Genomic DNA, 23285 nt, shown 5'->3' on the forward strand with positions numbered 1-23285 from the left:
TCACGGCAGTGGTCGTGGCGTGACGTAGCTAAATCTCTCTCCGCCTGAGGAGATAGTCGAGACCGCCGACGCGATACCAGCGATAAGCGTAGGCATCGAGCACGACGATATGAAATCCTTTCCCGTTTGCCTTGCTGCTCGCGCCATCGGCAATATCGATCAACTGTCGTCCGTCTTCACCGAAGTCGGGATCGAAGGTCACTTCCGTCGGCTGCGGGTGCAGGTTGTGCAGGATCAACACCGAATTGCCGCGCCAGTCATAACGAAGCGCCAGCACGCCATCGTTGCCGGTGTCGATCACCGAAAAATCGCCCCAGCCGATCTCAGGGGCTTCTTTGCGCATCCGGATCATCCGCTCGGTCCAATTCAGCAGCGAATTGGGATCGCGCCGCTGTGCAGCAACATTGACATGCTGGAAACCGTAGGGGCCGTCCTTGATGACCGGCGAGATCGGCTTTTGACTTTTGGTGAAACCGCCCTCCGGTTCGGTCGACCACTGCATCGGGGTGCGTGCGCAATTACGCTCCGGCAGACAAAGGTCATCGCCCATGCCGATTTCGTCGCCGTAGCGGATGACAGGCGTTCCAGGCAGCGAAAACAATAGGCTGTAGGCCATTTCGATCCTGCGGCGGTCGCCACCGAGCATCGGCGCCAAGCGACGACGAATGCCTCTGTCGTAGAGCTGCATGTCCTTTTCAGCTCCGAAGGCTGCAAATACCGCGCCGCGTTGTTTTTCCGTCAGCCGGCCGAGATCCAGTTCATCATGGTTGCGGAGGAAGAGGCCCCATTGCGCGGTCGCTGGGCGCGGCTTTGTGGCGTCCAGGGCCTTCTTGAGCGGGCGCGTATCGGCGCTGGCGAAGGCATAAAACAGCGCTTGATTGACCTGGAAATTGAACATCATCTGCATGCGGTCACCGTCATCGCCGAAATATTCGAAATTGTCCTTCGGCAGGATATTGGCCTCCGCCAGAATGATTGAATCGCCCAGGCGCCACTGCAGGAATTCGCGAAATTTCCTCAGCATGTCGAACTGCTCTACAGGCTTGGTAACGTCGGCGCCTTTCGTCGCGATGATGAAGGGAGCGGCATCCATCCTGAAACCGGAGACGCCGAGCTGAATCCAGAAGCCCATGATCTTGAGGATTTCCGCCTGCACCTCGGGGTTCGACGTATTGAGATCGGGCTGATGATCGTAGAAGCGGTGAAAATAATAGGCCTTGGCTTTGTCGTCATGGGTCCAGGTCGTCTTCTGGACGCCGGGGAAAACCATGCCCTGATCGGCATTCGCCGGCTTTTTCTCGGACCAGACGTACCAGTCGCGATAGCGCGAGCGCGGATCGCTCCTGGCGTCCTGGAACCAGGGATGGTCCTTGGACGTATGATTGATCACCAGATCGATCAGCACCCGGATACCGCGCTGCTTGGCGCCGTGGGTGAATTCGACGAAATCGCCGAGCGAGCCATAACGCGGGTCAACATTGTAATAGTCGGAGACGTCGTAACCATCATCGCGACCGGGCGAGGCCTGGAACGGCATGAGCCAGATCGCCGTCACGCCAAGGCCGGAGAGATAGTCGAGACGCCGCATCAGGCCTGGAAAATCACCCACGCCGTCACCGTTCGCATCCATGAAGGTCTCGACGGACAGGCAGTAGATGACAGCGTTTTTATACCAGAGGTCGTTGATCATGCCGGCGCTCCAATCCAATCAGGTCGCAAATCCCGGCGGGCGGAAAAGGTTCCGACAAAGTATTCGTTATGCGGGTCGTGGCGCTTCGCAGTAGAGAAATGCGTGGGCTCCGCCACGACAAAGCCAATTCCAAGCCAGGCTGACAAATCCGGCATTGATGCTTTGCCTATTTTAGGAAAATCTGATGTACTATACTGTCCCGGCCAGGAAGCAACGGCCGGTGCAATGTCGGAGGATGCCATGCAGTGCGCCCGGACAGTTTCTTTCGCATCGGCCGCGATGATGGCCGTCACGATTGCCGACGTGTCGCTTTCCGCGGAAAAGGGCGTACGGCTGAAATCGCAGGAGGCGGTCATCCGTTCCGACCACGTCCTGATGGTCCCTCTGGACGCGGAAATGACGCCGCCGATCTTCTCGATCAGCTGGTGGTCGCGGGTGAAGCCCGCTTCAAGCGTCGATCCACCCGGCTATCTTCTTAAGAAACCAGACGAGATGACCCGAAATGCCGGCGTTGAGCTGAATGATCTTGCTCGCCGACCCGAATAGTGAGGCAAAGAAGAAGCCGGCGCAGGCGCCGGCTTTGATATCGGTTCGGAATTGAAGCCGCTTACGCCGCGCGGCGGATCAGGATGTGCTTCTTCTTGCCGAGCGAAAGCTTGATGACGCCGTCGGTCGTGATTTCGCCGCTGCCGATCATCTTGCGCTCGTCGCTGACCGCCTCGTCGTTGATGCGGACGGCGCCGCCCTGGACGTGACGGCGGGCTTCGCCGTTCGATGAGGCAAGGCCGGCGCGAACGATCAGCGACAGCAGGCCGATGCCGGCGTCGAGCTCGGAGGCGGGCACGTCGACCGACGGCAGGTTTTCCGAGAGGCCGCCTTCCTCGAAGGTCTTGCGCGCCGTTTCGGCGGCCTGTTCAGCGGCCTCGCGACCGTGCAGGATTGCCGTTACCTCGGTCGCAAGGATCTTCTTGACCTCGTTGATCTCCGAACCGCCGAGTGCCGAGAGACGGGCGATTTCATCCATCGGCAGCGTGGTGTAGAGCTTCAGGAAGCGCGAGACGTCGGCATCCTCGGTGTTGCGCCAGTACTGCCAGAAATCGTAAGCCGAGAGCATGTCAGCATTCAGCCAGACAGCGCCCGTCGCCGACTTGCCCATCTTGGCGCCCGACGATGTCGTCAGCAGCGGCGATGTCAGCGCATAGAGCTGCGGTGTGCCCATGCGGTGACCGAGATCGATGCCGTTGACGATATTGCCCCACTGGTCCGAACCGCCCATCTGCAGGCGGCAGTCGTAGCGCTTGGCAAGCTCGACGAAGTCGTAGGCCTGGAGGATCATGTAGTTGAATTCCAGGAAGGACAGTGACTGTTCGCGGTCGAGACGCGTCTTGACGCTGTCGAAGGACAGCATGCGGTTGACCGAGAAGTGCTTGCCGACGTCGCGCAGGAATTCGAGATAGTTCAGCGAGCGCAGCCATTCGGCATTGTTGATCATCAGCGCGTCCTTGGGACCGTCGCCGTAGTTCAGGTAGTTGGAGAAGACGCGCTTGATCGAGGCGATGTTGCTTTCGATCGTATCGACGGTCATGAGCTGGCGCGCTTCTTCCTTGAAGGAGGGATCGCCGACCATGCCGGTGCCGCCGCCCATCAGCGAGATGGCGCGGTGACCGGTCTTCTGCATCCAGTGCAGCATCATGATCTGGATCAGCGAGCCGGCATGCAGGCTGGGCGCCGTCGGATCGAAGCCGATATAGGCCGTCACGGTTTCCTTGGCGAACAGGTTATCGAGGCCGCTTTCATCGGAGACCTGATGAATGAAGCCGCGCTCTTTCAGCGTGCGGAGGAAATCGGACTTGAACTCGGACATGGGTTTCGTCTCTTGATATCTGCGCTCGCCCATCCGGCCTCGCGCAAGTTCGTTGTTGTTGATCTGTCGCGGCGCGTTTAGCACTGTTTTTATCAAAGTGCATCCGGGAATCGCGGGAAGGAAGCCTCATGGATGTCATCAGGACCGCGATCGGTCTGATGAGCGGCACGTCGATGGACGGAATCGACGTCGCGCTGATCAGGACCGACGGCCGCGGCTTCATCGAGCGCGGGCCGTTCATGGGCGTGCCCTATGACGCCGATTTTCGCGGTCGGCTCAAACGGGCGCTGGAAATCGCATGTCTGCTGAGCGACAGGAGCCAACGACCCGCCGAGCTTCGTGACATCGAGCTTGAACTTACCTTGCGGCATGCAACTGCCGTAACGGCATTCCTGGAGCGTTTCGGGCTTTCCGCCGCTGGCGTCGATGTTCTCGGCTTCCATGGCCAGACGGTGCTCCATCGCCCTGATGAGGCACTGACGATCCAGATCGGCGATGGGCAGGAACTTGCGAAGAGAACCGGGATATCGGTGGTCTACGACATGCGCGCCAACGACATGGTCCATGGCGGGCAGGGCGCGCCACTGGTGCCGGCCTATCACGCCGCACTTGCGGGAAAATTCCAGCAGCAGGGACAGGCGGTCTGCTTCGTCAATATCGGCGGCATCTCCAATCTGACCTTTATCGGCACCGACGGCCGGATATCGGCCTTCGACAGCGGTCCCGGCAATACGCTGATCGACCAGTGGGTGGAGATGCAAACCGGCAGAACCTATGATCCCGGCGGCGAAATCGGTGGGCGCGGCAAGGTCGTGGCCGGCCTGGCGGAGCGTTATCTGCAAAGCCAGTTCTTCCGCGGCAATATCCGCCGGTCGCTGGACCGCGGCGATTTCGCGCCGCTTCGGTCGGAGGAGGCGAGCCTTGAAGACGGCGCCCGGACGCTGGCGCATGTCGCGGCTGCCTCGATCATCAAATCTGCCGGATTCCTGCCCGAGACCCCAGCGATCTATATCGTCTGCGGCGGCGGGCGGCTGAATGCCACCGTGATGGCGGAGTTCTCGGCCATGGCCGGAGGGCTGGGATCGAGAATATTGAGCGCCGAGGAGGCGGGCTTTGACGGCGATGCGATCGAGGCCGAGGCCTGGGCCTATCTCGCCGTCCGCTCGCTGCACGGGCTGCCGCTGACATTTCCCGGCACGACAGGGGTGGCCGCCCCGGTCAGCGGCGGCGTCATCGTGGAGGCATGATGTCGGAGACGGTCATTCTCAAGACGTCCCGGATGCGCTTCGTCATGTGGGACGAAGGCGATGCTGCCCTGGTGCAGCAGCTGCATTCGACGATGGCGACGACTCGATATCTGTCCGGCAATGCGCCGTGGAGCCTGGAGAAGGCTGAAGAGCGGCTGCGCGGCTGGTTCGAGGAGCAGGCGCGCGACGGCACGACCAAATACAAGCTCCTGGCCGAAGATGGTCAGTTTCTCGGCCGTGCCGGGATCTCAAAGTTCAGGAACGAGCAATTCGAACTCGGCTACTCCCTGCGCGAGGAGGCGTGGGGCAAAGGCCTGGCAACGGAAGCGGCGAGCGTGCTGGCTGACTGGTTCTTCGAAAGGCAGTTTGCGCAGGGCTTCATTGCCTTCACGCATCCCGACAACATCGCTTCGCAGCGTGTGCTGAGGAAGATCGGCATGCGCGAAAGCGCGCCGATCCTCATCGATGGAGTGCTGGACTCGGCTTTCGAGCTCACCGCCGAGATGCGGCCGGCAAAGCCTGAGAGCCTTTCCTGACCAGGAAAGGCCTCTAACTCTTTACAGCGACCGGCCGGACGTTGGATTCGCGTCCAGCCTGATGGCCATCCTCGACGCCCCTGACCTGGGCGATAAAGGAGAACTTCTTGCGCAGGCCGAGGATCGGCTTCTCGATGAAATGCCAGGACAGCACCGCAACGGCGAGAGCCGATGGCAGGCCGACGAGGTAGAGCGCCAGCGCACCATATTTCGGATAGAGGAAAACCGACGGGAACGAGCTGATCCAGATCTGCAAAAACGGGTCGTGATAGAGATAGACTCCGTAGGAATAGTCGCCTTTCCTGAAAAAGGCCGGGATGGGCACCTCGGACAGACCGACGAAGACGGTGATGTAAACGAGAGAGGTGATGACCAGGGGCCGGTTCATCACCGACTCCGTCGCCCGGCTGTCCAGGGTGAGGATAGCAACGATGCAAACCAGGCAGGCGGCGGCGAACAGCCATCGGGAATGCGGAATGACCGCTTTGAACTGAAAGGCGACGATGCCCATCATGAAGGCCGTTATCAGCTGGGAACCTCGGCTCATGAACAGGAAGCGCGCGATCGGCTTGATTGTATCAGGCAACAGATGGGGCATCTTCTGCACAATAAGGCCGATGACGATGTAAGCGATCGTCACCGCGAGCAGCTTGTAGCGCGTCTTGACGATGGCGGTGATCATCAGGAACGACATGATGATGTAGCAGAAGATTTCCCAGGGAACCGTCCAGAGAGCGCCGTTGACGCGCTGGCTCGGATTATCCTGGAAGACGCCCGGCAGCTCGTAATGGATCCAGCCGACGATATTCAGGAAGTATTTGAAAAACCGCTGATCGGTAAAATATTCGGCGTGGTACACGACCGTAATGATCGGCCCGATAATCAACGAGCAGACGACGATATCGACCGCAAGGGCCGGGACGATGCGCAAGCCTCGGTTGATCAGGAAATTGCGGAGGCTCAGGCGCTGTGCGCTGCCGGCGATCAGAAATCCGCTCAAAGCGAAGAACATCGGAACAAGAGCGTATTCAGTAAACCAGAATACCGACCCCCTGATGAAGTCAGTGTTCTCGGTTAACAAAAAGGAATGGGTCAATACGATGGAAAAGGCGAGCCCTATTCGAAGAAAATCGAACCCCGGACCAATACCCCTATACTTATCCAGGACTTCCCCGAACGACTTGGTCATTGCGGACCTCGCTTTTGTTAGGATCGCGAGGACCCTACCGCACTGCAATATGGATTGCAACTCGATAGGTGATCTGTTCTGGCACATCCGGCCCGGTTGTGTTCCGGGCCGTCACGGCATCGATGACGCCTGGATTTCGTGGTGTCAGCGGATCCGCTTGGCGGCCGGTTCCGGCACCAGTTCGCCGTTGAGGCGCCGGTCGAGATAGTCCTCGCATTCGCCCATCAGCGTTTCCACCTGGCCGTTGAAGAAGTGGTTGGCGTTGGCAACTGTGCGATGGGTAATGAGGATGCCCTTCTGGGTCTTCAGTTTCTCCACAAGGCCATTGACATCCTTTTCCGGCGCCACCTTGTCGGCCTCACCGTTGATGATCAGGCCGGAAGACGGGCAGGGCGCCAGGAAGGAGAAGTCGTAGGTGTTCGGCTGCGGGGCGATCGACATGAAGCCTTCGATCTCCGGCCGGCGCATCAACAACTGCATGCCGATCCAGGAGCCGAAGGAATAACCGGCGACCCAGCAGGTCTTGGAATCGGGATGCAGGCTCTGCACCCAGTCGAGCGCCGAGGCGGCATCCGAGAGTTCGCCGGCGCCGTGGTCGAATTCACCCTGGCTGCGGCCGATGCCCCGGAAGTTGAAGCGCAGCGTCGTGAACCCGCGCTTCTGGAACATGTAGAAGAGCTGATAGACGATCTGATTGTTCATCGTGCCGCCGAACTGCGGATGCGGATGCAGAATCAGGGCGATGGGCGCGCTTTTTTCCTTGGAGGGCTGGTAGCGGCCTTCAAGACGGCCGGCTGGGCCGTTGAAAATAACTTCGGGCATTGGTACTCCGGGTTTTATTTCGCGTTCGCGCTGCGTTGGACGACAACATGACTTGACTAGTGTTGTCAGCTTTTCTAAAACGCAGTTTAGAACAATTCGAAACTTGCATGGCGATCCACGCATCGTGGAACGTGTCATAAGGCAAGCCCGGCGGAAATTTCAAGAAAAATGAACCGCGGCCGCTGAAGCAAGCTCGTCAAGCGCAGGACTGAAGATCATGGCGCCGCCACGCCTTTATCTCGACTGGAATGCCACAGCGCCGCTGCACCCCGCAGCACGCGCGGCGATCATGCGCGCCATGGACGTGTTTGGCAATCCGAACAGTGTGCACGGAGAGGGTCGCGCGGCGCGTGCCGCCATCGAAGGCGCACGACGCAAGGTGGCGGCATTTGCCGGCACAGATGCCGGCAATGTGGTCTTTACCAGCGGCGCGACCGAGGCCGCCAATCTGGTGCTGACGCCGGATTTCCGCATGGGCCGCACGCCGCTTCGGCTTGGCCATCTCTATTTTTCGGCGATTGAGCATCCCGCGGTGCGCGAAGGCGGCCGCTTCGCCAGGGAGAGTATGAAGGAGATCCCGGTGACGGAAGCCGGTGTCGTCGATCTCGACGCACTCTCCAAGCTGCTCGATGCGCATGACAAGGCCGCCGGCCTGCCGATGGTCGCCGTCATGCTCGTCAACAATGAGACCGGCATCGTCCAGCCGGTTGAGGCGGCGGCAAGGATCGTCCACGCCCATGGCGGCCTCTTCGTGGTCGATGCCGTGCAGGCTGCCGGCCGCATCGCGCTTGACATCGAAAAGATCGGCGCCGATTTCATTATTGTTTCCTCGCACAAGATCGGCGGGCCGAAGGGAGCGGGCGCGCTCATTGCGCGCGGTGAGGCGCTGATGCCCAGGCCGCTGATCCAGGGTGGCGGGCAGGAGCGGGGTCACCGCTCAGGGACACAGAATTCGCTGGCGCTGATCGGCTTCGGCGCAGCGGCAGAAGCCGCGGCCGACGAACTCGAGGCGCGCAATGCGGCCATCGGTGCGCTACGCGAGCGCTTGGAAGCCGGCATGCGTGAGGCGGCAGCCGATGTGATGATCCACGGCGAGGGCGGCGAGCGAGTCGCCAATACGGTCTTCTTCACTCTGCCGGGGCTGAAGGCCGAGACCGGACAGATCGCTTTCGATCTCGAAGGCGTTGCCCTTTCCGCAGGCTCGGCCTGCTCATCCGGCCGGCTCGGCGAAAGCCATGTGCTGACGGCGATGGGCCGTGACGCCAAGCTCGGGGCACTGCGCATCTCGCTTGGCTTTTCGACAACGGAAGAGGATGTCGACAGGGCGATTGCGGCTTTCGCGAAGATCGCCAACCGACGCAGGTCGGCTGGCGAGGCCGTTTGCCCCGTGCCAAAACTTGCGGAAACGCAAATTTCCGCTTGCCAATCGGGCTGAAAAGTCCCTTTTGGCCTCTTACATAAAGGGCAAGATAATTGCCCCAACGCTACAAGCTGCCGGACCTTGTATCCGGCGAGATTGGAGAATGAGATGGCTGCCGTGCAGGAAACAATCGACCGGGTGCGCCTGATCGATGTGGATCAGTACAAATACGGTTTCGAGACCGTCATCGAGATGGACAAGGCGCCGAAAGGCCTGTCCGAGGATATCATCCGCTTCATTTCGGCCAAGAAGCAGGAGCCGGAATGGATGCTGGAATGGCGTCTCGAGGCCTATCGGCGCTGGCTGACGCTGGAAGAGCCGACCTGGGCGCGCGTCAACTATCCGAAGATCGATTTCAACGACATCTATTATTACGCCGCACCGAAGAGCACGCCGGGTCCGAAGTCGCTCGACGATGTCGATCCGGAGCTGTTGAAGGTTTACGAAAAGCTCGGCATCCCGCTGCGTGAGCAGGAGATCCTTGCCGGCGTCGAGAAGCCGAAGATCGCGGTCGACGCCGTTTTCGATAGCGTCTCGGTCGTCACCACATTCAAGGCAGAGTTGAAGAAGGCCGGCGTGATCTTCATGTCGATCTCGGAAGCCATCCGCGAGTATCCGGAACTGGTGAAGAAGTACCTCGGTTCCGTCGTTCCGACCAGCGACAACTACTATGCGACGCTCAATTCGGCGGTCTTTACCGACGGTTCCTTCGTTTTCGTGCCGAAGGGCGTTCGTTGCCCGATGGAGCTGTCGACCTATTTCCGCATCAATGAGAAGGGCACCGGCCAGTTCGAGCGCACGCTGATCATCGCGGAAGAGGGCGCCTACGTCTCCTATCTCGAAGGCTGCACGGCGCCGCAGCGCGATGAAAACCAGCTGCATGCCGCCGTGGTCGAGCTGGTTGCGCTCGACGATGCCGAGATCAAGTATTCGACGGTGCAGAACTGGTATCCCGGCGACAAGAACGGCAAGGGCGGCATTTACAACTTCGTCACCAAGCGCGGCGATTGCCGTGGCGACCGCTCGAAGATTTCCTGGACGCAGGTCGAAACCGGCTCGGCGATCACCTGGAAATATCCGTCCTGCATCCTGCGCGGCGACGACAGCCGCGGCGAATTCTACTCGATCGCCGTTTCGAATGGCCATCAGCAGATCGACAGCGGCACCAAGATGATCCATCTCGGCAAGAACACGTCGAGCCGCATCGTCTCCAAGGGCATTGCCGCCGGCGTTTCCAACAACACCTATCGCGGCCAGGTCTCGGCTCACCGCAAGGCATCGAATGCGCGCAACTTCACCCAGTGCGATTCGTTGCTGATCGGCGACAAGTGCGGCGCCCATACCGTGCCCTACATCGAGGCGAAGAATTCGACGGCGCAGTTCGAGCATGAGGCGACGACCTCAAAGATCTCCGAGGACCAGCTGTTCTACTGCTTGCAGCGCGGCATCCCGACCGAAGCGGCGATCGCCCTGATCGTCAACGGTTTCGTCAAGGAAGTGCTGCAGGAACTGCCGATGGAATTCGCCGTCGAGGCGCAGAAGCTGATCAGCATCTCGCTAGAAGGCTCGGTCGGCTGACATGGAAACTGCGCAGTTTATTGATCAGGTGGCCACACCGATTGGCGTGGCGGTTGCCAGTCTTTTCGTTTTTCGCCGCAAACGGCCGAACGCGGAGAGAATGAGCTGGATAATGAGCATTGCGGGAGCCGCCATGGTGCTTATTGCCTTTGTGGCACTTAAGCGCCTCTTATAAACTGATCTTCACATCCACTTTTGTACAGACGCTGGGTCGCTTGTGCCCGAGTACACAGGAAAAACGAAATGCTTGAAATCAAGAACCTCCATGCCCGCATCGCCGAAGACCGCACCGAGATCATCCGTGGCTTGAACCTGACCGTGAAAGCCGGCGAGGTTGCCGCGATCATGGGGCCGAACGGCTCCGGCAAGTCGACGCTCTCCTATGTGCTGTCCGGCCGCAGCGATTACGAAGTCACCGAGGGTGACATTCTCTACAATGGCGAGAGCATTCTCGAGCTTGATCCCTCCGAACGCGCCTCCAAGGGCATCTTCCTCGCCTTCCAGTACCCGGTCGAAATCCCGGGTGTTGCCACCATGCAGTTCCTGAAGGTGGCGATGAACGAGCAGCGCAAGGCGCGCGGCGAGGACGAGCTGACGACGCCGGACTTCATGCGCCGCGTCAAGGATGCAGCCGGCAAGCTGCAGATCAATACCGAGATGCTGAAGCGGCCGCTGAACGTCGGGTTCTCCGGCGGCGAGAAGAAGCGCGCCGAGATCCTGCAGATGGCGCTGCTCGAACCGAAGCTCTGCGTGCTCGACGAAACCGATTCCGGGCTCGACATCGACGCGCTGAAGATCGTCGCCGACGGCGTCAACGCGCTGCGTTCGCCGGACCGCGCGGTCGTGGTCATCACCCACTACCAGCGCCTGCTCGACTACATCGTGCCGGATACCGTCCACGTGCTCTACAAGGGCCAGGTGATCAAGTCGGGTGACAAGACGCTGGCGCATGAGCTGGAAGCCAACGGCTATGCCGACATCATCGGCACGGCGGCCTGAGTTTCGGGTGGAAAGGACGACGTCCATGAATATGCAGACGACGAGCCGCCTGACTGCGGCCGAGACGGCGCTGATCGAGGCCTTCAATCAGCAGATCGGCGAACTGCCGGGCAATGGCGCGGTGACGGCACTGCGCGACCGGCTTCTCGACGACCTGAAGAAGGCCGGCCTGCCGACGCGCCGGATCGAGGCTTGGCACTATACCGACCTCAAGAATCTTTTGCGCACTGTCCCGTCGCAGGCGGGTGATGCCGGCTCGGACGCTTTGGAGCCGCTCGTTGCTGATGCCACGGTGCTGGCGGTGATTCAGGGCCATTCCAACCAGAAGGCTGCCGCTGACGGCCTTGGCGTTTCGCCCTATTCCGAACGTCTGCTCGACGGCTCCGCCGCGGACGGCCTGGATGCGCTCGGCAGCGACGACGCGGTCGGCCGCATCAATGGCAGCTTCGTGCGCGACGGCTATGTCGTCGACGTGCCTGCCGATACCGAGCTTGAAAACCCGCTCGAAATCCAGTTCATCCATGCCGGTGGGCAGACGCACACGCGTCTTCCTGTTTCCTTCGGCGCAAACGTCAAGGCGACCGTCATCGAGCGTCACCTTGCGGTGACTGGCGACGCAGCCTTTGTGTCTCACGTCAGTGACATCGTTGTCGGCGAGGGCACGGAGCTGACCTGGATCATATTGCAGCAGCAGGGAGCCGACGATACGCATCTCGGCCAGATCCGCATCGATCTCGGCGCCGACGCCAAGCTTCGGCTTTTCGTCATCAATGCCGGCGGCAGGCTGGTGCGCCAGGAGCTCAACATCAAGGTGACGGGCGAGGGCGCAGACCTGACGCTGCGCGGCATCAATCTGCTCGGCGGCGACACGCATACCGATGTGACGATGGTGCTCGGCCACGACGTGCCGAATACCGGCTCGACCGAAGTGATCCGCAACGTCGTCTTCGACCGCGCCAAAGGTGTGTTCCAGGGCATGATCCGGGTCGCGCCCGATGCGCAGAAGACCGATGCCAAGATGGCCTGCAACACGTTGCTGATGTCCGACGATGCCGAATTCTCGGTCAAGCCCGAACTCGAAATCTTCGCCGACGACGTCCAGTGCGGCCATGGCGCCACGGTGACCGATATCGACGCCAACCATCTCTATTACATGATGGCGCGCGGCATTCCGGAGAACAAGGCGCGGGCGATGCTCGTCAACGCCTTCGTCGCCGAAATCGTCGAGGAACTGGAAGATGAGGACCTGGTCGAGGCGCTTGAAGGCGTGATTTCGGCCTGGCTCGAAAAGCACGCCTGATCGGATATATCAATGGACAAGATCGTGCCGGCCACGCAATACGACGTCGAAGCCATCCGTCGGGATTTTCCGATCCTGGCGGAGACGGTGTATGGCAAGCCGCTGGTCTATCTCGACAACGGCGCATCAGCGCAGAAGCCGCAGGTGGTGATCGACGCCATCTCGCATGCCTATAGCCATGAATATGCCAATGTGCATCGTGGCCTGCACTATCTCTCGAATGCAGCGACGGATGCCTATGAGGCAGCGCGCGAGAAGGTCCGTCGCTTCCTCAATGCGCCTTCGGTGAACGACATCGTCTTCACCAAGAATTCGACGGAAGCGATCAACACCGTTGCCTATGGCTGGGGCATGCCGAAGATCGGTGAAGGCGACGAGATCGTGCTGACGATTATGGAGCACCATTCCAACATCGTGCCCTGGCACTTCATCCGCGAGCGGCAGGGGGCCAAACTCGTCTGGGTGCCCGTTGACGACGAGGGCGCCTTCCATATCGAGGATTTCGAGAAAAGCCTGACGGAGCGCACCAAGCTCGTTGCCATCACCCATATGTCGAATGCGCTCGGCACCATCGTTCCCGTCAAGGAAGTCTGCCGGATCGCGCACGAACGCGGCATCCCGGTGCTGATCGACGGCAGCCAGGGCGCCGTGCATCTGCCTGTCGACGTGCAGGATATCGATTGCGACTGGTACGTCATGACCGGTCACAAACTCTACGGCCCGTCGGGCATCGGCGTGCTCTACGGCAAGAAGGAGCGGCTTTTCGAGATGCGGCCGTTCCAGGGCGGCGGGGAGATGATCTTCGAGGTCGCCGAGGATATGGTCACTTATAACGACCCGCCGCATCGCTTCGAGGCCGGCACGCCGCCGATCGTGCAGGCGATCGGGCTCGGTTACGCGCTCGACTACATGGAGAAGGTTGGCCGCGAGGCGATCGCCCGCCATGAGGCCGATCTTGCCGCCTATGCGATCGAGCGGCTGAAATCCGTTAATTCGCTGCGCGTCTTCGGGACGGCACCCGACAAGGGAAGCATCTTTTCCTTCGAGCTTGCCGGTATCCATGCCCATGACGTCTCGATGGTGATCGACCGGCAGGGTATTGCGGTCAGGGCCGGCACGCATTGCGCCATGCCGCTCTTGAAACGCTTCGGCGTCACCTCCACATGCCGTGCATCCTTCGGCATGTACAATACCCGCGCCGAGGTCGATGCCCTGGCCGATGCGCTTGAATATGCGCGCAAGTTCTTTGCTTGAGGAGTGTCCGTGATGAGCCTGGACGAAAGCGAACAGAAGATCGACGTGCGCGAAGGCATCGTGCATTCCAGCATTCCGGCCGATGAACTGGCGCGGCTGAGCGACGACGTCATCAGCGCGCTGAAGACCGTCTACGATCCGGAAATTCCAGCCGACATCTTCGAGCTGGGTCTGATCTACAAGATCGACATCGAAGAGGACCGGATGGTGAAGATCATGATGACGCTGACCGCACCCGGGTGCCCGGTTGCCGGCGAGATGCCCGGCTGGGTCGAAAATGCCGTCGGTGCCGTCGAAGGCGTGTCCGGCGTCGAGGTAGCCATGACCTTCGATCCGCCGTGGACGCCGGATCGTATGTCCGAAGAGGCGCAGGTCGCCGTCGGCTGGTACTGACCGACGGTATTGATCCGTTTACCTCGGACGACTACATTTGAATCACGATGCACCGGATCTTGACCCCGGTTGCGGAAGGAGAATGAGCCGATGGGCTTTGCAATCATGAGCATGACGGACGGTGCCGCGGCCCGCGTCAAGGCGATCGTCGAGAACTCAGGATCGGATGCCAAAGGCATTCGCGTCGGCATCAAGAAGGGCGGCTGCGCCGGGATGGAATATACCATTGACCTGGTGACCGAGCCCAATGCCAAGGACGATTTGATCGAGCGCGACGGCGCCAAAGTCTGGGTTGAGCCGTCGGCAGCCCTTTATCTGCTCGGCACCGAAATGGGTTTCGAGACGACGACGCTGCGCTCCGGCTTCACCTTCACCAATCCGAACCAGACCTCGGCCTGCGGCTGCGGTGAATCCGTCGAACTGAAGCCTGCCGATCTGGCGGCCCTTGCCGCCCAGCGCCAGGTCGAGCCGGCGCACTCCTGATAGTCGCGCCCTTTCAGGCTGGCGGGAAAATCTCAGCCAGCCAATTCTCGATGAAATCGGGGCGTGCTCAGTCGCGCTTGATGCTCATAAGCATTTCCCACATGTCGGCGCCGGTTTCGAAGACCACGGCGTTCGCCTTGTAGGTCTGCTCGGCTTCGATCAGATCGGTCAGCTCGGTGGCCGGATCGACATCGGATGCCGTCGGGCTGACGATGGCCTGGACGCCGCCTGACACAACGGAGGTGAGGCTGGTGTTCAGCCTGGCATAGCCCGGCGTGCTGCTATTGGCGATGTTGTTGGCAATTGCGCCGACACGCGTCGTCTGTGCTCGCATCCCCGAAAGAGCAGTGCTCGCAATGCCCGATATGCCCATCAGCCGTTTCCCCAGAACTGGATGGTAACCTTGTAGATGCGAGGGTTTAGGAAATGCTGAAGGCATTGCATTAGCAAAGACCCATAGCTGAGCGCGTCTTGCCGTCCATCTGTTTCGGATCGGCACGGAAGGATATCGGAGGGGCGCAGAACCATGGGCAGCGTCGCTATCGCGTCGCCACCCAGTCGTGCCAATCGTTTTCGTTGCCGTTGAACACGTTGAGGTCGATCTTGCCGTCAACGCCTTCGGAAAGGCCGGAGCCGGAATACTGCCAGAACAGCCACTTGCGGCCGGGGTACACCTTGGAGGGATGAGCGGCCACCGAGCGCAGCCAGAAGGGATAGTCGAGCATTTGGCCCTTCAAATTATCGCGGTAGAAGTCCGGCGCCGTGTAGATGATCGGGCGCTGGCCGTAATGGCGTTCCAGCTTGTCCATGAAAACCTGCATCTTTTCCCGGACGCGGGCGGGGGAAATGCGCCGCTTGCAGCTCGATTCGCCGTTCCATTCGACGTCGATAACAGGCGGAAGGGCATTTGCTTCCCTGGGCACGTTGCGGATGAACCAGTCGGCCTGTTCGCCGGCGGTCCGGCACCAATAAAAGAAATGATAGGCGCCGTGTTTCAGGCCGGCTTCCTTGGCCCGGCGCCAGTTCTTCTTGAACATCGGATCAAGATGGTCGCCGCCGTCCGTGGCCTTGATGTAGACGAAATTGGCGCCTTGCCTGCGCAGCGTCTCCCAGTCGATCTCGCCCTGCCAGCGCGACACGTCGACGCCGTGCACGGCAAGCTTTCGCGGCGAGGTGGAGCCGAAGTTGATGGGCTTGGCATCACGGAAGCGGTGGCCGTAAATCTGCCCGCGTGTCGGCGATCTCGCGGCGACATCGGGCATTGCATCGCCCGCGGGATTGGCCGGCATCAGCAGGGCGACCGGCTTCTCCGTCGGCAGCGGCATCCCGACCGGCCTGTCTGCGGGCACGAGCGCCTGCGGCTCGGGAACTTGTCCTGCCCAGCTCAACGCCTGCTGTGGCGGGCTTGCCTGCGGCGCAGGATCACCAACAGCGGCGGCAGGGATCGGGCCGCTCGGCTGCGCGATGGCATTGGTCGTTTCCGGCGATGGCACGTTGCCCAGCACATCTTCGGCGCCAGAACTGGCAGCGCATCCCGACAGGAGCAGGGCGGCGAGGAGGATTGCTGGCACTGCCGAGGGACGCATGAGAACCTGCACGCAAAACAAGGGACCAGCGGTGATCCATGTTGATGGAAGCCGCCTTTCTGAATTGCTAACAGAGACTTGCTAAGAAAGGTTAAATTTGATCCTTCTGCCCCAGAAGCGGCAAGCCCCTCCCAACTCGTGGGAAGGGCTTGCCGAATGGCTGCTACTCCGCCGCCTCGGCGTAGCTTTCCACCGGCGGGCAGGTGCAGATCAGGTTGCGGTCGCCATAGACGTTGTCGACGCGGTTGACCGGCGACCAGTATTTGTCGACGCGGAAGGCGCCGGGCGGGAAGCAGGCCTGTTCGCGGCTGTAAGGACGATCCCATTCGCCGACGAGATCTTCCACCGTGTGCGGGGCGTTCTTCAGCGGGTTGTTCACCTTGTCCATGCGGCCATCCTCGATGGCGCGGGCTTCCTCGCGGATCGCCAGCATCGCCTCGCAGAAACGGTCGAGTTCGGCCTTGGTCTCGCTTTCCGTCGGCTCGATCATCAGCGTGCCGGCGACCGGCCAGCTCATGGTTGGCGCGTGAAAGCCGCAGTCGATCAGGCGCTTGGCGACGTCGTCGACCGTGACGCCCGCGCTGTCGACCAGTGGGCGGGTGTCGATGATGCATTCATGCGCGACGCGGCCGGTCTCCGATTTGTAGAGCACGTCATAGGCGCCCTTCAACCGGGCGGCGATATAGTTGGCGTTGAGGATCGCCACCTTGGTTGCCTGCGTCAGGCCTTCGCCGCCCATCATCAGGCAATAGCTCCAGGAGATCGGCAGGATCGAGGCCGAGCCGAAGGCGGCGGCTGAAACCGCACCCGAACGCCCGTCGGTTTCGGGATGGCCGGGCAGATAGGGTGCCAGATGCGCCTTGACGCCGATCGGGCCCATGCCGGGTCCGCCGCCGCCATGCGGAATGCAAAAGGTCTTGTGCAGGTTGAGATGCGAAACGTCGGAGCCGATGTCACCGGGGCGGGACAGGCCGACCATGGCATTCATGTTGGCGCCGTCGAGATAGACCTGGCCGCCATGCTCATGCACGAGATCGCAGATTTCCTTGACGGTCTCCTCGAAGACGCCATGCGTCGAAGGGTAGGTGATCATGCAGCAGGCGAGGTTCTCGGCGTGCTGCTCCGCCTTGGCGCGGAAATCGTCAAGATCGATATCGCCGTTTTCGCGCACCTTGACGACGACCACCTTCATGCCGGCCATCTGGGCCGAGGCCGGGTTGGTGCCGTGTGCCGAGGTCGGGATCAGGCAGACGTCGCGATGGCTATCGCCATTGGCGATATGATAGTTGCGGATGGTCAGCAGGCCGGCATATTCGCCCTGCGCGCCGGAATTCGGCTGCATGGAGAAGGCGTCGTAGCCGGTGACGGCGCAGAGCTTTTCGATCAGGTCGTCGATCATCTCGCGGTAGCCGAGTGCCTGATCAGCCGGCACGAAGGGATGGATGTCGGAAAATTCCGGCCAGGTGATCGGCAGCATTTCCGCCGTCGCGTTGAGTTTCATCGTGCAGGAGCCGAGCGGGATCATCGAGCGGTCGAGCGCCAAGTCGCGATCGGAAAGCCGGCGGATATAACGCGTCATCTCGCTTTCGGCGCGGTTCATGTGGAAGATCGGATGGGCGAGGTAATCGCTGGTTCTGAGCAGGCCCTTCGGCAGGCGATAGGAGGGCTCGAAATCGGCAATGGTGAAATTGCCGCCGAAGGCGCGCCAGACGGCTTCGAGCGTCGCCGGCCGGGTGCGTTCGTCGAGGCTCATGCCGATTTTCGTTTCGCCGACCTTGCGCAGATTGACGCCTTCGGCGACGGCGGCACGCATGATCAGACCCTGCATGTGGCCGACGTCGACGGTGATGGTGTCGAAGAAGGTGTCGGGTTCGACCTTGTAACCGAGCTTTTCCAGCCCCTTGGCCATCAGCACGGCCTTCTGGTGCACCTGCTGGGCGATCGCCTTGATGCCCTTCGGGCCGTGGAAGACGGCATACATCGAGGCCATGACGGCAAGCAGCACCTGGGCGGTGCAGATGTTCGACGTCGCCTTCTCGCGGCGGATATGCTGTTCGCGGGTCTGCAGCGACAGGCGATAGGCGCGATTGCCGCGGGCATCGACGGAAACGCCGACGAGGCGGCCGGGCATGGAGCGCTTGATGGTATCCTTGACCGACATATAGGCTGCATGCGGGCCGCCGTAGCCAACCGGGACACCGAAGCGCTGCGAGGAGCCGACGGCGATATCGGCACCCATTTCGCCGGGCGATTTCAGCAGCGTCAGCGCCAGGATATCAGCGGCGACCACGGCAATGGCGCCGGTCTGGTGCAGGCGCGAGATCAGGCCAGTGAAATCATGCACGTGACCGTGCGTGCCGGGATACTGGAAGATCGCGCCGAAGACGTCGACGGGATCGAGATCGGTGAAGGGATTGCCGACGATGACGCTCCAGCCGAGCGGCTCGGCGCGGGTGCGGATGAGGGAGATGGTCTGCGGATGGCAGTCTGCATCGACGAAGAAGGCCTTCGCTTTCGACTTGGCGACGCGCTCGGCGATCGCCATGCCTTCGGCGGCGGCGGTTGCCTCGTCGAGCAGCGAGGCGTTGGCGACGTCGAGGCCGGTCAGGTCGCAGATCATCGTCTGGTAGTTCAACAGCGCTTCCAGGCGGCCCTGGCTGATCTCCGGCTGATAAGGCGTATAGGCGGTGTACCAGGCGGGGTTTTCCAGGATGTTGCGCTGGATGACCGGCGGCGTGATGGTGCCGTAGTAACCCTGGCCGATCAGCGAGACCAGCACCTTGTTCTTGTTCGCGGTCTCGCGCAGCTTGTCGAGCGCCTCGCGCTCGGTCATCGGCGCGCCCCAGACGAGCGGCTCCTTCTGGCGGATCGAGGGCGGCAACGTCGCGTCGATCAGGCCGTCGAGGCTGTTATAGCCGATCACCTTCAGCATGTCGGTCATCTCGGCCGGCGAGGGGCCGATATGACGGCGATTGGCGAAATCGTAAGGCTGGTAGTCGGTGAACTGGAATTCTGTCGGCGTCGTCATTACGCAGTGAGCTCCTTGTAGGCCGCCTCGTCGAGCAGGCCATCGGCGTCGGCAGCATTTGCAAGCTTCAGCTTGAAGAACCAGCCGGCGCCCTGAGGATCGGAATTGACCAGCGACGGATCTGCAACGATGGCCGGATTGACCTCGGTGATCTCGCCATCAAGGGGACAATAGACGTCGGAAGCAGCCTTGACGGATTCAACGGTCGCGGCATTGCCGTTCTTGGAGAAGGTCGCTCCGACTTCCGGCAACTCGACGAAAACCAGGTCGCCGAGCTGATCGACGGCATAGTTGGTGATGCCGACCGTCGCAACGCCGCCTTCGATCTTCAGCCATTCGTGTTCTTCGGTAAATTTCAGCATTGTTCGTCCTCTCTGGAAAAGGTTTAGCGTCTGTAGGTCGGTGTGACGAAGGGCAGGGCGCTGACGGTGATCGGCAGATATTTGCCGCGCACCTCGGCGTAGACGAGCGTGCCCGGCGCAGCGTGGGAGACCGGCACGTATCCCATGGCGACGGGGCCTTCGACGCTGGGACCGAAGCCGCCTGATGTGACTTCGCCGATTTCGACCTTGCCCTCAGCATCGGCATAGAGCTTGGCATGGCCGCGCACCGGCGCCTTGCCTTCCGGCTTCAGGCCGACGCGGCGGCGCGCGGCGCCGTTTTCGAGTTCGGACAGGATGCGGCCGGAGCCCGGGAAGCCGCCGGCGCGCGCACCGTTGCCGCGCCTTGCCTTCTGCATGGCCCATTCCAGCGCTGCCTCGACCGGCGAGGTGGTCGTGTCGATATCGTTGCCATAGAGGCAGAGACCAGCTTCGAGGCGCAGCGAATCGCGGGCGCCGAGGCCAATCGCCTGGACGTCGGGATGTTCGAGCAACCGCATGGTGACATCTTCGGCCTTGTCTGATGGAATCGAGATCTCGAAGCCGTCCTCGCCGCTATAGCCGGAGCGCGAGACCAGACAGGAAACATCGTGCAGGCGGCAGTGGCGCACGTCCATGAATTTCATTGCCGCGACATCGGCCCAGAGTTCGGCAAGAACCTCGACCGCGCGTGGTCCCTGCAGCGCGATCAAGGCGCGGTCGAGGACGGTGACATCGCACTGGTCGCCGATATGGGCCTTGAGATGGGCTACATCGGCTTCCTTGCAGGCGGCATTTACGACGACGAAAAGGTGGTCGTCGAGATGGGTGATCATCAGGTCGTCGAGAATGCAGCCGGTATCGTCGGTGAAAAAGCCGTAGCGCTGGCGGCCTTCGGCAAGGCCAAGGATATCGACCGGCACCAGGCTTTCGAGCGCTAGCGCCGCATCTTCGTAGCTGCCCGATTTCGCCTTCACGATGACCTGGCCCATATGGGAGACATCGAAGAGACCGGCTTCGGCGCGGGTGTGAAGATGTTCCTTCATCACGCCGGCGGGATATTGCACCGGCATGTCATAGCCCGCGAACGGCACCATGCGGGCGCCAAGCGAAAGATGCAGGGCATGCAGCGGGGTTTTCTTCAGGGCAGCAGTATCGTCCAAAAGACGCCTCCGGGGTTTGCGCCTTCCCCAGAAGGCGCGGGCTCAAATCTGAAGGCGCGGTTGCGCACTTCTCTCCTGAGCCCCCTCTGTCCCTGTGCCTGAGATTGTTATCCCTTCGGCGAGCGTTTCGAGAACGCTTCTCTCCAGAGTTCCGTCTGCCCCTTGCTGGTCCTTTTGCCTGAGAGTTTCCGGGGCGGTTGCTCCTTCGGCACCGGGGCAAAAGCACCGGCTTCTCCCAACAAGGTTGGCGCAATTATCCGGTGGGTGCAGCACTTGGCAAGACCAAATGTCGTGACCGGGCAAATTTTTGTCGTCTTATTCCCAGCAAGCATTGATCTCAGGCAAATCTGCTTTTGCATTCCGTGCTAAAACCGGCTATCGCGGCCTTCTGTTGAAGGGGATCTCATGCGGCAGACCGGACTGAAAGCGACGCTCTTCCTGCGCATGCTTTGCGCATTGAGCCTGCTTTTGCTCGGCCTTGCCCATCAGGCGCCGCAGGCTGTCGCTGCCGAAGGCTACGATGCCGCGGCCTATGTGCTGCCCGACGGCACCTTCGCCTCGCTCTGCGTCACCGTCAAGGATGCCGACGGCAAGACCATCGCCTTCAAGCCGAATTGCGAAGCCTGCCGGCTGTCGGTCTCCACCATCCTGCCGACGCCGGATGCGGACTCTTGGCTCGAGCGCGAACTCGCTGCGCTGATCAACGCGCCGATCGAAACATCGGCCGTTTCAGGCGCAAGCGCCGTCTGGCGGCCGAATTCGCGCGCGCCTCCCATTCTCGTCTGATCTTCCTCCACCGCCTATGATTCAGCATGCCGGTCCGCCCGAGAAAATACCGCGGCCGGTGAGGAGATATCCGATGAAGACCATCAAGACTTTTGGCAAGACATTCGGCAAAACGCTAGGGCTTGCCGCCCTTCTTTTCGCAACCGCCATTGCCGGCGCCGAGGCCCATGTGAGCTTCCTCGACAAGCAAGCGACGCAGGAGAGCACCATTCTCGCCACGCTGCAGGTGCCGCACGGCTGCGACGGCAAGGCGACCACGGAAGTGCGGGTCAAGCTGCCGGAAGGCTTCGTCTTCGCCAAACCGCAACCGAAGGCCGGCTGGGAGCTCGAGGTGATCAAGGGCGACTATCAGAAGACCTACGACAATCACGGCGACAAGGTGAACAAGGGCGCGATCGAAGTGCGCTGGAAGAACGGCAATCTCGCCGACGAATTCTACGACACCTTCGTCATCCAGGGTAAAGTATCAGGCGTCGAGGCCGGCACCTCGCTCGCCTTTCCGGTGACGCAGATGTGCGGCGATATGGTCACGGCCTGGGACCAGGTGGCAAAAGAAGGCGGCGATGCGCACGGGCTGAAAAGCCCGGCACCGCTTTTGAAGGTCATGGCCGGCGAAGACCACGGTCACGACCATGACGATATGGCCGGCATGGACATGTCCGGTATGAACATGAGCGGGACGGCGGGCATGGGCGCTGCTACACCGGCTGGCGAAACGGTCAAGGCCGGCGATCTCGAAATCTCCGGCGGGTTCGCCAAGGCAATGCTGCCCGGCCAGCCGGTCGGCGGCGGCTTTTTCATGGTGAAAAACAACGGCAAGACGGACGATCGCTTGCTGTCCGTGACGTCGCCTGTATCAGGCGAGGTTCAGATCCACGAGATGGAGACCAAGGATAACGTCATGCGGATGCGCCAGCTGAAGGACGGTATCGCCATCGCCGCGGGCGAGACGATCAAGCTTGAGCCCGGCAACCTGCATCTGATGTTCCAGAAGGTGAAGACGCCGTTCAAGCAGGGCGACACGGTTCCTGTGACGCTGACCTTCGAAAAGGCCGGCAAAGTCGATCTGGTCCTGCAGGTGCTCTCCGGCCAGGGCAAGTGAGAGCAGCGATTCAAAGTGCTACAGCGCCCTTTGCGCGTCTTAAAGGACGCGCGGCGCTGTCGATAAAACAAACAGCCCGCGACTGCCATCGCGGTCGCGGGCTTTCGTTTGGAAGGCGATCGCCTCAGAAATCTTCGTAGGATCGCAGCGCCTGTTTCAGGCCGGCCTGCGGCTGGCGGTTGCCCTTGGCCATCAGGTCGAGTGCCACTTCGGTCGACTGGATGATGCTGGAGGGCTCGTCTATTTCCTCAGTGCCTTCGGCCTTCAACTGCCGGTCGGCAACGCGCCGTGCGTCGCGCGCCGCAGTGCTCGTCGCGACACGCTGCGGGATTCGCAGCGACTCGAAAGCAATGGCGGCGGTATTGGCCGATACGGACAGGAGCTGGGTCATGCCAGTCACCGTATCGGCATGATCTTGGTGCCCTCATAAGAAAATCATTGGCATTTTACAAAATGGTAAGAATTCATATGAGCTCGATTGGAATC

At 61.1% G+C, this 23285-nt stretch carries 23 protein-coding genes and 1 riboswitch; of the genes, 13 read left to right on the forward strand and 10 right to left on the reverse strand.

The window, feature by feature from the left end:
• Positions 1 to 28: 28 nt before the first annotated feature.
• A complete protein-coding gene (locus tag ACS4RR_RS13730) occupies positions 29 to 1690 on the reverse strand; it encodes an alpha-amylase family protein (protein ID WP_456188906.1) in 1662 nt (553 codons plus the stop codon).
• Between the two features lie 225 nt (positions 1691 to 1915).
• On the opposite strand from ACS4RR_RS13730, the gene ACS4RR_RS13735 reads away from it, so the two are divergent.
• A complete protein-coding gene (locus tag ACS4RR_RS13735) occupies positions 1916 to 2236 on the forward strand; it encodes a hypothetical protein (RefSeq protein ID WP_162117076.1) in 321 nt (106 codons plus the stop codon).
• Between the two features lie 61 nt (positions 2237 to 2297).
• On the opposite strand, the gene tyrS is transcribed toward ACS4RR_RS13735, so the two are convergent.
• Positions 2298 to 3554: a tyrosine--tRNA ligase gene (gene tyrS, locus ACS4RR_RS13740; RefSeq protein ID WP_170278165.1), complete on the reverse strand. Its 1257-nt coding sequence runs from the start codon at positions 3552 to 3554 to the stop codon at positions 2298 to 2300.
• A gap of 128 nt (positions 3555 to 3682) precedes the next feature.
• Between tyrS and ACS4RR_RS13745 the strand changes: the two genes are divergently transcribed.
• Positions 3683 to 4801: an anhydro-N-acetylmuramic acid kinase gene (locus ACS4RR_RS13745; RefSeq protein WP_170278164.1), complete on the forward strand. Its 1119-nt coding sequence runs from the start codon at positions 3683 to 3685 to the stop codon at positions 4799 to 4801.
• The gene (locus ACS4RR_RS13750; protein ID WP_170255820.1) at positions 4798 to 5337 is read left to right on the forward strand and encodes a GNAT family N-acetyltransferase; all 540 of its coding nucleotides are present in this window, start codon (positions 4798 to 4800) and stop codon (positions 5335 to 5337) included. Before ACS4RR_RS13745 ends, ACS4RR_RS13750 begins: the two co-directional genes overlap by 4 nt.
• 13 nt (positions 5338 to 5350) lie before the next feature.
• Here the strand turns inward: ACS4RR_RS13750 and ACS4RR_RS13755 are convergent, their stop codons facing one another.
• Together ACS4RR_RS13755 and ACS4RR_RS13760 are read right to left on the reverse strand one after the other, a co-directional pair.
• Positions 5351 to 6526 carry an acyltransferase family protein gene (locus ACS4RR_RS13755; RefSeq protein WP_162117079.1) on the reverse strand — a complete coding sequence of 392 codons (1176 nt, stop codon included), beginning with the start codon at positions 6524 to 6526 and terminating at the stop codon, positions 5351 to 5353.
• Between the two features lie 144 nt (positions 6527 to 6670).
• Positions 6671 to 7348 (reverse strand): alpha/beta hydrolase, encoded by a 678-nt coding sequence (locus ACS4RR_RS13760; RefSeq protein WP_003559715.1) that lies wholly within the window; start codon positions 7346 to 7348, stop codon positions 6671 to 6673.
• A 217-nt stretch (positions 7349 to 7565) separates the two neighbouring features.
• On the opposite strand from ACS4RR_RS13760, the gene ACS4RR_RS13765 reads away from it, so the two are divergent.
• The 8 genes from ACS4RR_RS13765 to sufA all read left to right on the forward strand — a co-directional run bounded on the left by ACS4RR_RS13765 (position 7566) and on the right by sufA (position 14775).
• Positions 7566 to 8783 carry a cysteine desulfurase family protein gene (locus tag ACS4RR_RS13765; protein ID WP_222385105.1) on the forward strand — a complete coding sequence of 406 codons (1218 nt, stop codon included), beginning with the start codon at positions 7566 to 7568 and terminating at the stop codon, positions 8781 to 8783.
• 93 nt (positions 8784 to 8876) lie between these two features.
• Positions 8877 to 10346 carry a Fe-S cluster assembly protein SufB gene (gene sufB / locus ACS4RR_RS13770; protein ID WP_020050101.1) on the forward strand — a complete coding sequence of 490 codons (1470 nt, stop codon included), beginning with the start codon at positions 8877 to 8879 and terminating at the stop codon, positions 10344 to 10346.
• Position 10347: 1 nt separating this feature from the next.
• Positions 10348 to 10521: a hypothetical protein gene (locus ACS4RR_RS13775; protein ID WP_158081411.1), complete on the forward strand. Its 174-nt coding sequence runs from the start codon at positions 10348 to 10350 to the stop codon at positions 10519 to 10521.
• A 68-nt stretch (positions 10522 to 10589) separates the two neighbouring features.
• Positions 10590 to 11345 (forward strand): Fe-S cluster assembly ATPase SufC, encoded by a 756-nt coding sequence (gene sufC, locus ACS4RR_RS13780; RefSeq protein WP_456188907.1) that lies wholly within the window; start codon positions 10590 to 10592, stop codon positions 11343 to 11345.
• 25 nt (positions 11346 to 11370) lie between these two features.
• Positions 11371 to 12645 carry a Fe-S cluster assembly protein SufD gene (gene sufD / locus ACS4RR_RS13785; protein WP_260058737.1) on the forward strand — a complete coding sequence of 425 codons (1275 nt, stop codon included), beginning with the start codon at positions 11371 to 11373 and terminating at the stop codon, positions 12643 to 12645.
• Between the two features lie 12 nt (positions 12646 to 12657).
• Positions 12658 to 13899 carry a cysteine desulfurase gene (locus ACS4RR_RS13790; RefSeq protein WP_456188908.1) on the forward strand — a complete coding sequence of 414 codons (1242 nt, stop codon included), beginning with the start codon at positions 12658 to 12660 and terminating at the stop codon, positions 13897 to 13899.
• Positions 13900 to 13911: 12 nt separating this feature from the next.
• Positions 13912 to 14292 (forward strand): SUF system Fe-S cluster assembly protein, encoded by a 381-nt coding sequence (locus ACS4RR_RS13795; RefSeq protein ID WP_170255826.1) that lies wholly within the window; start codon positions 13912 to 13914, stop codon positions 14290 to 14292.
• A 90-nt stretch (positions 14293 to 14382) separates the two neighbouring features.
• On the forward strand, positions 14383 to 14775 hold the full coding sequence (sufA, locus tag ACS4RR_RS13800) for a Fe-S cluster assembly scaffold SufA (RefSeq protein ID WP_170255827.1): 393 nt from the start codon (positions 14383 to 14385) through the stop codon (positions 14773 to 14775).
• A gap of 67 nt (positions 14776 to 14842) precedes the next feature.
• Here the strand turns inward: sufA and ACS4RR_RS13805 are convergent, their stop codons facing one another.
• The 5 genes from ACS4RR_RS13805 to gcvT all read right to left on the reverse strand — a co-directional run bounded on the left by ACS4RR_RS13805 (position 14843) and on the right by gcvT (position 20911).
• Positions 14843 to 15148, reverse strand: coding sequence for a flagellar basal body rod protein FlgC (locus tag ACS4RR_RS13805; RefSeq protein ID WP_456188909.1), 306 nt, complete (start codon positions 15146 to 15148; stop codon positions 14843 to 14845).
• Positions 15149 to 15314: 166 nt separating this feature from the next.
• Positions 15315 to 16361, reverse strand: a complete 1047-nt coding sequence (locus ACS4RR_RS13810) for a glycoside hydrolase family 25 protein (protein ID WP_222385098.1) — start codon at positions 16359 to 16361, stop codon at positions 15315 to 15317.
• Positions 16362 to 16524: 163 nt separating this feature from the next.
• Positions 16525 to 19389: an aminomethyl-transferring glycine dehydrogenase gene (gcvP, locus tag ACS4RR_RS13815; RefSeq protein WP_456188910.1), complete on the reverse strand. Its 2865-nt coding sequence runs from the start codon at positions 19387 to 19389 to the stop codon at positions 16525 to 16527.
• Positions 19389 to 19751, reverse strand: a complete 363-nt coding sequence (gcvH, locus tag ACS4RR_RS13820; RefSeq protein WP_017964444.1) for a glycine cleavage system protein GcvH — start codon at positions 19749 to 19751, stop codon at positions 19389 to 19391. Before gcvH ends, gcvP begins: the two co-directional genes overlap by 1 nt.
• A 23-nt stretch (positions 19752 to 19774) precedes the next feature.
• On the reverse strand, positions 19775 to 20911 hold the full coding sequence (gene gcvT / locus ACS4RR_RS13825; RefSeq protein ID WP_456188911.1) for a glycine cleavage system aminomethyltransferase GcvT: 1137 nt from the start codon (positions 20909 to 20911) through the stop codon (positions 19775 to 19777).
• 156 nt (positions 20912 to 21067) lie between these two features.
• Positions 21068 to 21159, reverse strand: a riboswitch (glycine riboswitch).
• 157 nt (positions 21160 to 21316) lie between these two features.
• Between gcvT and ACS4RR_RS13830 the strand changes: the two genes are divergently transcribed.
• Together ACS4RR_RS13830 and ACS4RR_RS13835 are read left to right on the forward strand one after the other, a co-directional pair.
• The gene (locus ACS4RR_RS13830; protein WP_222385096.1) at positions 21317 to 21697 is read left to right on the forward strand and encodes a hypothetical protein; all 381 of its coding nucleotides are present in this window, start codon (positions 21317 to 21319) and stop codon (positions 21695 to 21697) included.
• A 73-nt stretch (positions 21698 to 21770) separates the two neighbouring features.
• Positions 21771 to 22799 carry a DUF1775 domain-containing protein gene (locus ACS4RR_RS13835; protein ID WP_456188912.1) on the forward strand — a complete coding sequence of 343 codons (1029 nt, stop codon included), beginning with the start codon at positions 21771 to 21773 and terminating at the stop codon, positions 22797 to 22799.
• Positions 22800 to 22923: 124 nt separating this feature from the next.
• Here the strand turns inward: ACS4RR_RS13835 and ACS4RR_RS13840 are convergent, their stop codons facing one another.
• Positions 22924 to 23190 carry a hypothetical protein gene (locus tag ACS4RR_RS13840; RefSeq protein WP_024321788.1) on the reverse strand — a complete coding sequence of 89 codons (267 nt, stop codon included), beginning with the start codon at positions 23188 to 23190 and terminating at the stop codon, positions 22924 to 22926.
• Positions 23191 to 23285: the final 95 nt, after the last annotated feature.

The sequence above is a fragment of the Rhizobium zaerense genome (assembly GCF_051810725.1).
Lineage (GTDB): Bacteria > Pseudomonadota > Alphaproteobacteria > Rhizobiales > Rhizobiaceae > Rhizobium > Rhizobium leguminosarum_I.